Genomic DNA, 13450 nt, shown 5'->3' with positions numbered 1-13450 from the left:
ATATAAAAGAAATCAAACATAGATTGATATTCCCCTATACTAATCAGATCGATGAAGTGATGTATCCATCATGGCACCGTCCTCTCTCAAGACGCTTACGAAGTTAGCTGTCGGATTCGGACTTTGAGAGTAGCCCTACTTTCAAACTTGAAAGATTCACCCCTAGTGACACTGCACAAATTGGTTCCTCCGCTCCATATAATTGGACTTAGCGTTTACAAAAAAATGTATTCTGGCTGATATATTACTCCTGTATTTTGAAAAAGTAAACAGAAAAAAAGCCAGTTATAAAACTGGCTTTTCACTTATCTATACACGCGTTCTATTCACTTTATACGCAAAATGATTCGTCGGTCCATGACCACTACCAATATTCAATGGCTCTTCAATTGCTATACTAATAAATCGTTTTGCTTCTTGAACAGCATCTTCAATTGAGTATCCTTTCGCAAGTCCTGCTGTAACCGCTGAAGCAAATGTACACCCACTTCCATGCGTTTGCTTTGAAGGAATTCGCTCGCTTCTAAACTCAATAAATTTTTCTCCATCAAAGAGGAAATCAATTACTTCATTCCCTTGATATTCTGCATGTCCGCCCTTCATAAGCACATATTTAGCACCTAATTCATGCAATATTTTTGCAGCTTTCTTACTATCTTCAACATTATGAATCTCCATCCCAGTTAACACTTCTGCTTCTGGGACATTCGGTGTTATAACAGTTGCTACTGGTAATAAATATTCTTTTAATGCTTGAACTGCTTCTTGCTGTAATAATGATGCACCGCCTTTTGCAATCATAACGGGATCTAGCACAATATTATTCCAGCCAAACTTTTTAATTTGTTCTGCAACAATTTGAATTATTTCACTACTAAATAACATTCCTAGTTTCACTGCATCTGGTGTTACATCCGTACCAATTGAATTCAGCTGTTCTGTAATACCTTCTAATGGAACAGGATATACCCCTTGAACGCCAAGCGTGTTTTGAGCAGTAATTGCCGTAATAGCCGTCATTCCGTATACACCAAGCTCTTGGAATGTTTTTAAATCTGCCTGAATTCCAGCACCGCCGCCGCTATCAGACCCTGCAATTGTTAAAGCTTTATTCACTTTCATCCCACTCATCCTTTTCTATCCAAAATAGCGATGATAAATCGTTTTTGCTTCGCTTATATCTTTCGTTCCATGTACGAGCACACGGCCATCTTTAAAGGCTACTAACCTCTTGTCTTCAACAGAAAATGATAGTAAATATGGATTTATATTTAAATCATTTACACGACCTTCCAACAACTCTTTATATTGTTCAAAATTCATTTCATCTTTATGAGGTGGTCTAATTTGAACTGTATTTCGCCCGCATAAAACTGCTGTTTTTGATGTGTTTTCTTTATTTAAATACGGATATAATGCATTCTCTCCGCATGAAGGACAATTATGCTGGCGAATTTTTTGCACATTCATACATGAATACTCATTCTTCCACATATCAAACGATACAAGCCCATCTCGAAGTGATTCGTAATCTTCTACTAACAGTTTAAGAGCTTCTGTTACTTGATGAGAAACGACAAGAGATACAGCAGGTGATATAATACCCGCTGTATCACATGTTGCCCCGCCAAGCGGAATCGACTGTAATAAACATGATAAACATGGTGTTTTACTAGGAAGGATTGTGTAAGAAAGACCGTAACTACCTACACATGCACCGTAAATCCATGGAATAGAATATTTTTGTGATATATCATTTACAATAAAGCGCGTTTCGAAATTATCAGTCGCATCAATAATTACATCAACATTTATAACAAGTTCTTCTAGCTCTTCAGCTGTTACATCTTGAACGAGAGCTTCTATTGTTACATCACTATTAATCTCTTCTAAACGTTTTTTAGCCGCTATAGCTTTTGGAAGATTATTCTTTACGTCGCTCTCTGCATACAATTGTTGTCTTTGTAAATTACTCCAATCTACATAATCACGGTCAACAATTGTTATCTTGCCAACACCTGCTCTTACAAACATCTCTGCATTTGCACTACCTAATGCACCTGCACCGATAATAAGCACATGCTTTTCTCTTATCTTTTGCTGTCCTTCTTCTCCAATTGGAGAAAATAGTTCTTGGCGAGAATATCGATTATTCAACTACGCTCATTCCTTCTAAAGGACTACTTGCAGTTGCACAACGCTTACGTGCAATGCGACCTGCTTCAAATCCTAAACGGCCTGCTTCAATACTTAATTTCATTGCTTGTGCCATTTTAATAGGATCTTTTGCTCCTGATACAGCTGTATTTAATAACACGCCATCTGCTCCTAATTCCATTGCAAATGCCGCATCAGCTGGGCTACCAATACCGGCATCAACGATAACTGGTACTGTCGCTTGTTCAATAATGAAGCTCAAATTTAATGGATTTACAATACCAAGTCCTGATCCGATTGGAGATGCTCCTGGCATAATCGCATGCACGCCAAGCTCTTGTAATTTACGTGCTAATACAACATCATCAGATGTATACGGAAGTACGATAAATCCTTCTTCCAGTAACATTTCAGATGCCTTTAACGTTTCTACCGGATCAGGTAATAACGTTCTATCATCACCAATAACTTCTACCTTTATCATGTCACAAAGCCCAGAAGCTTTTGCTAATTTTGCAATACGAACAGCCTCTTCAGCGTTTTTTGCTCCTGCTGTATTTGGTAATAACGTATATTTTTTCACATCAAGTTTCTCTAATAAATTAGGTTGCTTTGCATCAAAGATATCCATACGACGTACTGCAAACGTTAAAATTTCAGCTTCAGAAACGTCAATTGCCTTTTGCTGTACGTCAAAATCAGGGAATTTACCTGTTCCTAATAAAAGTCTAGAATGAAATGAAAATGGTCCAATGTTTAACATAATCAACCGCCTCCTACGAAAGTTACAATCTCAATTTGGTCTCCATCAAAAACAGATGTATCTGTATGATCATCTTTTTGTAAAATATCTTTATTACGCTCTACTACAACAATTCTGTTATCTAGCTCTAAATGTGTAAGTAGCTCAGCTACTGTTTTTACACTCGCTGGCACTTCAATTTGGTTACCATTAATTTTTAAATTCAAACTTCCATCCCCTTTCTAAACTCTTCTAGAAAGCAATGAATCTAGCAAATGATTCTCTTGCTTTCCTTCTATTAAATCAGCCATATATTGGCCAGAAATAGGACTTAATAAAATACCGTTTCGATAATGGCCCGTGCAAGCATATAAACCTTTTATTTCTTCATGCTCTCCCATATAAGGAGCTTCATGATTCGATTGTGGTCTTAATCCTGCCCACGTGCTTTCCCATTCTGCTTCTTTTAAAGCTGGCAATATTGTATAAGCACGCTCTAATATAGAAGTTATACTTTCTGGCTGCACAGTTTTATTGAACGTATGTGGCTTCATTGTTGCCCCAATTACGTAACGTCCACCGCGCTTTGGAGTAATGTAAAATCTTTCTTGAAAAATAGGTGCTTTTAAAAGTTGTTTTCTACTTCTTACCGCAACCACTTCTCCTTTAACTGGATATGTACCCCAATCGCGGTGAAAATAACTGAGTAACTTCGTGCTCCATGAACCTCCTGCAATAACGACTTTCTCACATGTGACAATACCTTCACTTGTAATAACTCCAGTCACTTTATTATTTTCAATACGGATATCAAATACTTCTGTCTGTTCATATATATCAGCACCGGAAATCGCTGCAGAATGTGCGAATGCTTTCGTAAGCTCTGGTGCAATAACATGACCGTCTTTCGGATAATATACTGCTCCTATAATGGATTCGGATAGATATGGCTCTTTTTCCCGCACATGGTCTTCCGTTAGAAAATAAGAATCTTCACCTATTTTCTGCTGCCAATCCATAATGTGAAGAATTCTTTCCTTCTCATCTTCATTTTGAGCAATACGATAAATTCCTTTTTCTTCATATCCAATATCAACACCCGTCTTTTCACGTAAAACTGCTGCAAGTTGTGGAAATATAGCTCGGCTTTCTCTAGCAAGTTCAAATAGCGGATCATACGCATCCCATTCTGCCTGAACACCAAGTAAACCAGCAGCTGCTTTTGAAGCTTCCGATGCAATACTTTGCTTCTCCACAATCGCTACTTTATGTCCTCTTTCTGCTAGAAAATGTGCAATTGAACTACCAATTACACCACCACCAATAATCGCTACATCATACTTCTCACACATGTTTTTCCGCCCACTTTCTTATTGATTCCTTATAAGATTTCGCTTTGCTATACGGGTTACTACTACTTACAATTCCAGACATAACTGCTATACCGCTTACACCGTTAGTAAGAACATCCACTGTGTTTTCTGGGGTAATTCCTCCAATTGCTGTAATCGGTATAGATAAACACCTTGCAATGTCTGAAATTTCTTCAAGCCCTCTCGCTGGCACACCTTTTTTACAATCTGTCGGAAATACATGGCCATAAACGAGTGAATCCGCTCCATTTTTAAAAGCTACTATTGCTTCATCTAGCGAATGCACAGAATAACCGACATGCAAATACGAAAACTTTTCTTTCACTGACTTTACATCTGTACTTCGATATCCTAGTTGAACACGAGGAATATTTAATAAAATTGCAATATCAATTCGATCGTTTATGACAATTTTAGAAGCCGGAAAGCCCTCCATTAATAGACTTTCCACACCTTCATATAATTCCTTCGTACTCTTCTCACGCTCACGAATATGCAAATAATCAATCTCACTCTCAATTTGCATCGCTACATTCACTAACTCTTCGAATGGCATATGGCCATTTGAGATTACGTGGAGCTCATTTTTCATATTCATTCGCCTACTTTAAAATATTTTCGAATAATTCATCGGCTGGGACGGTTTCTTTCGTCATTCCTTTGTCCTTCAGCCACTTATTTTGTTTCTCCCAAGATTCTTTTGAATCTGATAAGAATGGCTCATCTTTCGTTTCCATCTTCTCTAATAAAATTTTCATACTTTCCTTTTCAACTTCTGGCACAAGTGGGAAGTTTTCTTTTTCTTGATGATTTAATAAAATATTCAATGCTTCATCTGGGTTTTTCTTCATGAAATCATAGCCTTTTTTCGTACCACGTAAGAAAGCTTGCAACGCCTCTTTATCTTTTTTCAACGTTTTATCACCTGTTACAAACACAAGCTCATGATAGTTTGGTACTCCGTAATCAGCTGGATTAAAGTACGCTGGTTCATGGCCTTCATGACGCATAACAGGTACTTCATGGTTAATGTATGCCCCTGTTACCGCATCTACTTTCTTCGTAATTAATGCTGGTACTAAATCAAAGCCAACATCTACTACTTTCACTGTATCAGGATTACCACCAGCTTCTTTTACCATCGTTTTTAAATACATCTCACTTAATGGTGTTCCAGAGTATCCTACTGTTTTTCCTTCTAAATCTTTCGGTGATTGAATGCCCGCTGATTTCAGTGATACAACATGATTTAATGGTGAACGTACGACAGCCCCAATTGATTTCACTGGAATTTGCTCATTCGCTCTCGCCATAACAACATCTGGCTGATAATACAAGCCCACTGTCACCTTCCCTGCTGCTGCCAGCGTTAATGGATCAGTCGGATTAGAAGGGAATTTAATATTTACCTTTACACCTTCTTCTTTAAAGTATCCTTTTTCAATTGCTGCATAGATAAAGCTATGTACCGCATTTGGATACCAATCTAACATGACTGTTATTTCTTTCTCTTTTTTACTTTTGTCTGATGCTGAATTACTCGAACATCCTGCAATTATTGCAATTAATAATGTAAACACAAAGATGCGCTTTAAAAATTTCATGAATGCTTCCTCCAACTAATGAATTTCTTTTCTAATATGGAAATAATTACGACGAAGAAAATAGCTAATAATGATAACAATACAATAGGTGCAAATACGCCAGCTCCATCTAACTGCGTCATCATTCTCTTACTGAAATATCCAAGCCCAGCTTGTGCACCGAGCCATTCTCCAATTGCTGCTCCGATAACACTAAGCGGAACTGCAATTTTTAAAGCTGAGAAAAAATAAGGAAGAGCAGACGGCAACTTTAATTTAAGAAAAATATCTCTTTTTGTTGCTCCATATGTAACTAAGAGCTCCTCCCATTCTTTTTTCGTACTACGCAGTCCATCATACGTATTGACCGCAATTGGGAAAAACGTAATTAAAACTGTGACAACAACCTTACTCCAAATTGTATATCCAAACCATAAAACAAATAGCGGAGCAAGCGCAGTAATCGGAATCGTTTGTGAAGCAACTAATAATGGATAAAATGCTCTCTCCATCCATGTACTCGCATTCATTAACATCGCTAGCCCTACACCTAATACGATAGAGATAACAACACCTATTAAAACGACGTATAACGTTGCAGGTAAATGAACTGTAAATAATATGTCTTTTAGTTTCCATATCTTCATTAAAATCGCAGAAGGTGACGGTAAAATGTACATCTCATCTACAATTCTTGCTCCTATTTCCCACACAGCTAGTAAAATACTAGAAAGTGTAATAGCAGGAACTAATTCTTTCAATCGGTTCATCACACAAGTACCTGCCTTTGTAACATACTAAGAAGCTCATCTTTCAGCGCTAATACTTCCGGTTTATATAAATCTTTTCGTGTTCTGTTATGATCAAGCGGTACAGTCCGTTCAGTCAAAGTCGTTATCGGCTGCTGTTCCACTACTAAAACTCGGTTTGAAAGAAATAACGCTTCTTCAACATCATGAGTAATGAATAAAATTGTTTTTTCCCACTCTTGCCATTGTTCAAACAACCATTCTTGCAAAGAGGCCTTCGTTAAAGCATCCAACGCACTAAATGGTTCATCTAACAGCAATATCTCCCCGCCTGTTAATAAAGTTCGAATAAAAGATACACGTTGTCTCATACCACCAGATAAATCTTTCGGATATTTTGTCTCATACCCTTGCAAACCAAATTTATGTAACAGTTCCTTTGCCTTTACTTCTGCTTCTTTCTTCTGTACACCTTGGCACTCTAACGGCAGGGCAGCATTCTCAATAATTGTTCTCCACGGCAAAAGCATATCTTTTTGCGGCATATATCCTACAGGATGGTGCTTTGTTTCTGTCAGTTCTATCTGTCCAATACTTACCTTTTCTAAACCTGTAATAAGGCGAAATAAAGTACTTTTCCCACATCCACTCGGTCCGATAATACTGACAAACTCTTTCTCATGTATAGAAGCATTTAATTCATGGATGATTGGTTTCTCATCGTAATGAAAAGAAACATTATGAAACTGTAGTATGTTCTTGCTCCTCAAATCCCCACATCTCCTTACGATAGGACATATCCCAGAATAAATATTCAAATCGACTGGAATTTAAGAAAATCTCCTCTAATCTTTCTAGTTCTTTCTCAGACTTTCCAACTGCCATTTCATTTAATAAATCTATTAACCAAATACAAAGATTACCGTATTCTTCCGAACTATATCCTTGAATCCACTCACCAAAAAACTCATGATCTCTTGCTCCAGGAATATCATTTAAACGCTTTCCAATTTCCCAATAGCTCCACATACATGGAAGAAGCGCTGCTATTAATTCCGCAAGTGTGCCATTTTGAGATACAGACATCATGTAATTTGTATAAGCTAAATTTTTAGCAGATGGTTTCGCAGACTCTATCTCCTCTATAGAAATTCCAAGTCTTTTTGCATATTGTTTATGGATTGTCATTTCGCCATTTAATATTCCATCAATTTGTTCAGCGAACTTTCCCATTACTTGTGGATTCGTTGCTTTTACAACACCAATCGCATATAACTTTGCATAATCTAGCAGATATAAATAATCTTGAATAATATAATACTGGAATTTATCTTTTTCTAACGTGCCATCTCCCATACCCACTACAAACGGATGATTATGACTCATCTCCCATACCGGTTGCACAGTTTCTAATAATCTATCGCAAAATTTCATTTCTCTATCCCCTTTCAATATATGTATCTAAATAAAAAACCACTTCTATATATAAGAAGTGGTTACAGCAAATAAAGTTATACATTTATTCGATGTTCCACTTCCCTTCGCTAGTATTACCTAGATCAGGTGTTGTAAGGGTTAAGGATTATTCCTCTCTCAGCAAGTCAAGCACCCCTAGTGGTTTCAATATGAAATTTTCAAATAAAAAAGCCCCGTTTCTATACGCAAAGAAACGGGGACTCATTGTTAGTGTCCGAATTGCTTCCCTACGCTAGCATAATCTAGATCAGGTAATAAAAAGGATCAAAGGCTTACGGCCTACTCTCAGCTGGCAACACCAGCTCTCCTAGCAAACTATAAAATTATCACTGTCAGTATAACACCCTAATAAGACATCATCAACTTTTTTAATTTTCTTAATTATCAACATAATATCAAAATTATACAATACATACATTCTATTTTAGAAAATAAAACCCCGATTAATTGTATAAAAAGGAATCATTATCTTCAAAAAATTTATTTTTATATTGATTTCATATTACATTTATGTGAATACCCCCACTATATTATATCTTTATACTATAATAAAATTACAACTATACAACTAGAGGAGGTCTCTATTCCATGAATATGAAAGCTACTGCTTTAACAGCAACTACTGTAGCGATTGCTTCTTTACTTCCTTCTATGGGTGAAACAAATGTACAAAAAGCAAACGCTGAACAATTATCTAATATTAAAACTGGGTATGTCAAAGTCGATCAAGTAGCATTACATACAGAAGATAACGTAAAAAGCACATCAATTGATACAATTCGCTTTAATACAAAAGTGAACATCCTTGAAACAACTAATGGTTGGTATAAAGTATCTGTTCATAATAAAGTAGGTTATGTACAAAAAGATGCTATTTTACTAAAAAACAAACTTCAATCTAATGATCAATACATCGTTAATGCTAATGCATTAAACGTTCGCTCTGAACCTAATTTAGAATCTTCCATTTTAGATGTATTACCAAATGGTAAGTTTATTACCGTTCAAGAAGATCAAGGCGAATGGTATAAAATATCACATAATGGCCAAACAGGTTACGTACAAAAAGCATTCATCTCTAATGGTTCACAACCCTTAGTAAAAGGAATCACCGTTCAAAATAATACAAAATATACTGTTGCAACACCTAATCTAAATGTACGTAGCACCGCTAGTACAAGTAGCGCTCTACTCGGTTCATTACAAAACGGTACTCAAGTACAAGTAGTCGAAACTGTAGGTACTTGGTATAAAATTCGTTTTGGCACAGGATACGGATATGTAGCAAAACACTATGTAGTACAAAATCAACCACAAGCTAAAACAGATCAGCCTTCATCAATTCCAGCTGCTTTCAAATTCCCCGCTCAAGGAAGAATTAGCTCAACCTTTGATATACGCTGGGAACAAATGCATTATGGTATAGATATTGCCGCTCCAGGAAACGTCTCTATCCAAGCTGCTGCTGCAGGTAAAGTTGTGAAATCTTATTATTCAGCTAGCTATGGCAATGTTGTTTTCATTGCGCATCAAATCAATGGGAAATTATATACAACTGTTTATGCTCATATGAAGGATCGCACTGTACAAGCTGGTGATCAAGTACAAACTGGACAATTAATAGGTCATATGGGAAACACAGGTCATTCATACGGGCAACATCTTCATTTTGAATTACATAATGGAGAATGGAATTTTGAAAAAACAAATGCAGTAAATCCACTGCCATATTTAGTTAGGTAAATTGTATGCCACGCAATATACCTCTTATAATTGAATACGTAGCCTTTTTAGGTTTAATCTGTTGTTTAATCATTTACAATACAAACATTGTATTTTTATCTATTATTATTGCTTTTGTTGCATTAGAAATTATGATGGAATCATTTCAAGTGCAACTAAAACAAAAAATTGCCCATATTTATAATGCTATTTTTCTTTTGAGTGCTCTCATAACAAATATAATTAGTAATGGCTTTTATTTATCTACTGTATTTCCAGTATTCTTTATGGCTGTTTTATTATTTGTAGCTAGATATATTAATGTCCCTTATAACCAAAAACAAAAACAAGAAGCTTAGAAAGAGGAGACACTGTGTACCAATCTTTCAAAGATACTCCAATAAAATACATATTGAATTTGTATAAGAAAGCCAATACTTTTTTTGGTATACAAGGAAGTTATACTGCACAACTTCTCCTATATGGAATGTTGTTTCTTGTCTTAATCACTTTCTCCTTGTTTTACTAACAAAAAAGGATCTCACATAAACTGGAGATCCTTTTTAATTTATATTAATTTTTCATATCGAAAATATTGTTTATCCACAAGCATATTTTTCATAAATAAAGCTCAGATTATATTTTTTCTCTAAGCTCATTCGTTGTTCGTCATCGCACCAATAGAAAAGAATATCATGAATCGTTGCGTAACGCTTATTTTTAAGAAATAGCCTAAAGAATGATGGTAAACAATCATGTAATTGTATAAATATATAATTGCGTAGTGTTTCTTCTTTATATTCAATGCCCTTACAAATATACAGTAATTCTTCACAATAATATGCATGCTGTGGAACTTGTATCATTTCGAAAAATGGCACATAAGATAGTAGCTTTCCAATAAAATGACCATATCGATCCATTACTCCTATCGTCATATGCTCCATCATTTCTTTCATCACATATAAATAATCATCTACATGCGTTGTCTTTAATGGGTCTAAGCGATCGGAAATTTGAGATAATACAGCTCTTTGACATGCTAAAACTGCCTGACTAGGTCCATAATATGATAGGAAATCTGTACACTTACGATATTTCCGTAATAAATCATGTGTATACAAATCATATACAAAAGTATTACAATACATTGCTAAACTCATCATATCACTATTTAATTGCTCTTTTGATAATGATTTCGCTCTCTTGCACATATAAAAGAATGTAAATTCCAATACTTCTTTATGAGATAATAAATGTTTACAATCGGTTATACACTTCTCATTAAATTTAACTCTATCCCAAATTTCAATATCCCTATCTATCAATTCACCTATACGATATTTAATAATTAAATAATTTAAAGCAACTGATTGCGTCAAAAGATCCCATGTTTCATATTCCAATGAAGTATGAACAAACTCAGCTAATCCTTGCGCTATCATAAAATCATTTGCCTCTTCATACCAACCAATCTCTTGGCATAAGCGAAGAATACGCACTAAAGTTGGAATTTCATCTTTATGAAACTGCGGTAATTTCTTTGCTTTATTCATGCCATATACGATAAATGCCGCTAAATTTTCTTCTTTATAAAATTCTTTCTCTTTCCATACTAATATAGTTCGTTCTTTCCCCTCACCTTTTGGGTGACAAGGTACAAGCAAAGAAAATAATTCAGCGAAATTATTTGGTTCTATATATGTATCTGTAACCAAATTCCAATTTGGATCGCCCTGTACAGCCTTCATATAATTCCCCTTCCCTTTTCATCTATGTAGGAAATATTAATTTATTATCGCACCACTAAAAATTAATATTGTTATATTCAAAATCTCTCATAATACTTATATCTATCAGTATATCATCTTTTCTCTTATTAAAAATTAAGAATAACAAATTTTAAAAAAATGTCGAAATTATTAACCACATACTTATTATATAATGTCTCAGATACATCACGCTAACATATTAGTTTAATCCATATATACTAGAATAATGTATCTGAAATTTATATATAATTTAGCTCTTTATGAGTGACCATTAAACTCTCGGTTAATGAAAGTTTCAATTTACTCTGTACGCTCTGAGATTTCGCTCAAGGCAAATCCAGCTTGATCATCTGCTGATTCCCTTATAGCTAAATCTCCTAGTGCTAACATGCCAATAAGTTGACCACTATCAACTACTGGTAATCGTCTAATTTGATGCTGTGCCATTAGCTCTGTAGCTTTTTCAATAGAATCATTTGGAGAAACTGAGATAATATTTGTTGTCATTACATTTGTAATCTTATTAGATCCAGGATGTTTTTCAGCAATCCCTCGAACGACTAAATCACGATCAGTAACAAGCCCAACAACTTGCTCATTTTCAACAACAGGAATTAATCCAACCGATTCTTCCTTCATTTTTACAGCTGCCTCATATACATTGTCTAGCGGTGTACAATGTACAATATGGGTACTCATTAAGTCTCTCACTCGTGTCATTATTATTTCCTCCTTTTTATACATACCATAGCTTTTCCAAAATTCCTTTATTTATTTCTGGAAAGTAACGTAATAAAAAGGATTAACAAAATAAAAAAGAGCCAGCATAATGCTGACTCTTTTTGTATGACCCGTACGGGATTCGAACCCGTGTTACCGCCGTGAAAGGGCGGTGTCTTAACCACTTGACCAACGGGCCATGGCTCCGCAGGTAGGACTCGAACCTACGACCGATCGGTTAACAGCCGATAGCTCTACCACTGAGCTACTGCGGAATAATATATGGTGGGCCTAAATGGACTCGAACCATCGACCTCACGCTTATCAGGCGTGCGCTCTAACCAGCTGAGCTATAGGCCCATATACTTTACAGGGGCAGTAGGAATCGAACCCACACTGGAGGTTTTGGAGACCTCAGTTCTACCTTTAAACTATGCCCCTAAATGATGCCGGCTAGAGGACTTGAACCCCCAACCTACTGATTACAAGTCAGTTGCTCTACCAATTGAGCTAAGCCGGCATAAAAAAATGGTGGCTCGGGACGGAATCGAACCGCCGACACGAGGATTTTCAGTCCTCTGCTCTACCGACTGAGCTACCGAGCCAACATAAATGGCGGTCCCGACCGGGGTCGAACCGGCGATCTCCTGCGTGACAGGCAGGCATGTTAACCACTACACCACGGGACCATTTGGTTGCGGGGACAGGATTTGAACCTGCGACCTTCGGGTTATGAGCCCGACGAGCTACCGTGCTGCTCCACCCCGCGACAATATAAAGTTTTAAAAAATGGAGGAGGTAGAGGGATTCGAACCCCCGCGCGACTCTCGCCGCCTGTCGGTTTTCAAGACCGATCCCTTCAGCCGAACTTGGGTATACCTCCATGAAGGAAAAAAATAAATATTTTATTATTATATGTCTAAACCATTAAAGAAAAAATGGAGGAGGTAGAGGGATTCGAACCCCCGCGCGATTCTCACCGCCTGTCGGTTTTCAAGACCGATCCCTTCAGCCGAACTTGGGTATACCTCCGAGACATATATTAAATAAAGTGGAGCCTAGCGGGATCGAACCGCTGACCTCCTGCGTGCAAGGCAGGCGCTCTCCCAGCTGAGCTAAGGCCCCATGTTTTTTGGGAATATCGGGAAGACAGGAT

The 13450-nt window shown here is 36.6% G+C and carries 14 protein-coding genes, 11 tRNA genes and 3 riboswitches; of the genes, 2 read left to right on the top strand and 23 right to left on the bottom strand.

Features of this window, described 5'->3' with window-relative positions; all coding sequences use genetic code 11:
* Nucleotides 1–76: 76 nt before the first annotated feature.
* Nucleotides 77–224, bottom strand: a riboswitch (cyclic di-AMP (ydaO/yuaA leader).
* A gap of 85 nt (nt 225–309) precedes the next feature.
* From thiD to tenA, 10 genes are read right to left on the bottom strand one after another with little or no spacing between them, the layout of a single operon-like run.
* On the bottom strand, nt 310–1122 hold the full coding sequence (gene thiD, locus DN404_RS23795) for a bifunctional hydroxymethylpyrimidine kinase/phosphomethylpyrimidine kinase (RefSeq protein ID WP_149215528.1): 813 nt from the start codon (nt 1120–1122) through the stop codon (nt 310–312).
* A 15-nt stretch (nt 1123–1137) separates the two neighbouring features.
* Nucleotides 1138–2157 carry a thiazole biosynthesis adenylyltransferase ThiF gene (gene thiF, locus DN404_RS23790; RefSeq protein WP_139849182.1) on the bottom strand — a complete coding sequence of 340 codons (1020 nt, stop codon included), beginning with the start codon at nt 2155–2157 and terminating at the stop codon, nt 1138–1140.
* Nucleotides 2150–2920: a thiazole synthase gene (gene thiG, locus DN404_RS23785; RefSeq protein WP_000931981.1), complete on the bottom strand. Its 771-nt coding sequence runs from the start codon at nt 2918–2920 to the stop codon at nt 2150–2152. Before thiG ends, thiF begins: the two co-directional genes overlap by 8 nt.
* 2 nt (nt 2921–2922) lie before the next feature.
* Nucleotides 2923–3126: a sulfur carrier protein ThiS gene (gene thiS / locus DN404_RS23780; RefSeq protein ID WP_001049502.1), complete on the bottom strand. Its 204-nt coding sequence runs from the start codon at nt 3124–3126 to the stop codon at nt 2923–2925.
* A 15-nt stretch (nt 3127–3141) separates the two neighbouring features.
* Complete coding sequence (gene thiO, locus DN404_RS23775; RefSeq protein WP_149215527.1) at nt 3142–4251, bottom strand: glycine oxidase ThiO; 1110 nt, start codon at nt 4249–4251, stop codon at nt 3142–3144.
* A complete protein-coding gene (tenI, locus tag DN404_RS23770) occupies nt 4244–4864 on the bottom strand; it encodes a thiazole tautomerase TenI (RefSeq protein WP_000787170.1) in 621 nt (206 codons plus the stop codon). The genes thiO and tenI overlap by 8 nt, the downstream gene beginning before the upstream one ends.
* Nucleotides 4865–4874: 10 nt before the next feature.
* Nucleotides 4875–5876 (bottom strand): ABC transporter substrate-binding protein, encoded by a 1002-nt coding sequence (locus DN404_RS23765; RefSeq protein WP_000670416.1) that lies wholly within the window; start codon nt 5874–5876, stop codon nt 4875–4877.
* Nucleotides 5873–6625, bottom strand: coding sequence for an ABC transporter permease (locus DN404_RS23760; RefSeq protein ID WP_001080853.1), 753 nt, complete (start codon nt 6623–6625; stop codon nt 5873–5875). The genes DN404_RS23765 and DN404_RS23760 overlap by 4 nt, the downstream gene beginning before the upstream one ends.
* Nucleotides 6625–7374 (bottom strand): ABC transporter ATP-binding protein, encoded by a 750-nt coding sequence (locus DN404_RS23755; RefSeq protein ID WP_113303550.1) that lies wholly within the window; start codon nt 7372–7374, stop codon nt 6625–6627. The genes DN404_RS23760 and DN404_RS23755 overlap by 1 nt, the downstream gene beginning before the upstream one ends.
* A complete protein-coding gene (gene tenA, locus DN404_RS23750) occupies nt 7343–8038 on the bottom strand; it encodes a thiaminase II (protein WP_006914708.1) in 696 nt (231 codons plus the stop codon). Before tenA ends, DN404_RS23755 begins: the two co-directional genes overlap by 32 nt.
* A gap of 85 nt (nt 8039–8123) precedes the next feature.
* Nucleotides 8124–8227: riboswitch (TPP riboswitch) on the bottom strand.
* 60 nt (nt 8228–8287) lie between these two features.
* Nucleotides 8288–8399, bottom strand: a riboswitch (TPP riboswitch).
* 269 nt (nt 8400–8668) lie between these two features.
* Between tenA and DN404_RS23745 the strand changes: the two genes are divergently transcribed.
* A complete protein-coding gene (locus tag DN404_RS23745) occupies nt 8669–9823 on the top strand; it encodes an SH3 domain-containing protein (protein ID WP_001056037.1) in 1155 nt (384 codons plus the stop codon).
* Between the two features lie 5 nt (nt 9824–9828).
* Nucleotides 9829–10161, top strand: a complete 333-nt coding sequence (locus tag DN404_RS23740; RefSeq protein WP_001137823.1) for a hypothetical protein — start codon at nt 9829–9831, stop codon at nt 10159–10161.
* 240 nt (nt 10162–10401) lie between these two features.
* Here DN404_RS23740 and DN404_RS23735 read toward each other — a convergent pair whose 3' ends face one another.
* The 13 genes from DN404_RS23735 to DN404_RS23675 all read right to left on the bottom strand — a co-directional run bounded on the left by DN404_RS23735 (nt 10402) and on the right by DN404_RS23675 (nt 13419).
* A complete protein-coding gene (locus DN404_RS23735) occupies nt 10402–11553 on the bottom strand; it encodes a DUF3965 domain-containing protein (protein ID WP_074554253.1) in 1152 nt (383 codons plus the stop codon).
* 321 nt (nt 11554–11874) lie between these two features.
* Nucleotides 11875–12294: a CBS domain-containing protein gene (locus DN404_RS23730; RefSeq protein ID WP_000199011.1), complete on the bottom strand. Its 420-nt coding sequence runs from the start codon at nt 12292–12294 to the stop codon at nt 11875–11877.
* A 127-nt stretch (nt 12295–12421) separates the two neighbouring features.
* Nucleotides 12422–12493, bottom strand: a tRNA-Glu gene (locus tag DN404_RS23725).
* 1 nt (nt 12494) lies between these two features.
* Nucleotides 12495–12569, bottom strand: a tRNA-Asn gene (locus DN404_RS23720).
* 8 nt (nt 12570–12577) lie between these two features.
* Nucleotides 12578–12654, bottom strand: a tRNA-Ile gene (locus DN404_RS23715).
* Between the two features lie 10 nt (nt 12655–12664).
* Nucleotides 12665–12735, bottom strand: a tRNA-Trp gene (locus DN404_RS23710).
* A 6-nt stretch (nt 12736–12741) separates the two neighbouring features.
* A tRNA-Thr gene (locus DN404_RS23705) sits at nt 12742–12814 on the bottom strand.
* A 9-nt stretch (nt 12815–12823) separates the two neighbouring features.
* A tRNA-Phe gene (locus DN404_RS23700) sits at nt 12824–12899 on the bottom strand.
* 8 nt (nt 12900–12907) lie between these two features.
* A tRNA-Asp gene (locus DN404_RS23695) sits at nt 12908–12983 on the bottom strand.
* 3 nt (nt 12984–12986) lie between these two features.
* A tRNA-Met gene (locus DN404_RS23690) sits at nt 12987–13063 on the bottom strand.
* A 21-nt stretch (nt 13064–13084) separates the two neighbouring features.
* Nucleotides 13085–13177: transfer RNA gene (locus DN404_RS23685), tRNA-Ser, on the bottom strand.
* Nucleotides 13178–13233: 56 nt separating this feature from the next.
* Nucleotides 13234–13326: transfer RNA gene (locus tag DN404_RS23680), tRNA-Ser, on the bottom strand.
* Nucleotides 13327–13346: 20 nt separating this feature from the next.
* Nucleotides 13347–13419: transfer RNA gene (locus DN404_RS23675), tRNA-Ala, on the bottom strand.
* Between the last annotated feature and the right edge of the window lie 31 nt (nt 13420–13450).

This window comes from Bacillus sp. TE8-1 (assembly GCF_008368855.1).
Classification (GTDB): Bacteria; Bacillota; Bacilli; order Bacillales; family Bacillaceae_G; genus Bacillus_A; species Bacillus_A cereus.
Note: the sequence above shows the minus strand (reverse complement) of the source record. Positions and strands in the feature narration are given on the sequence as shown.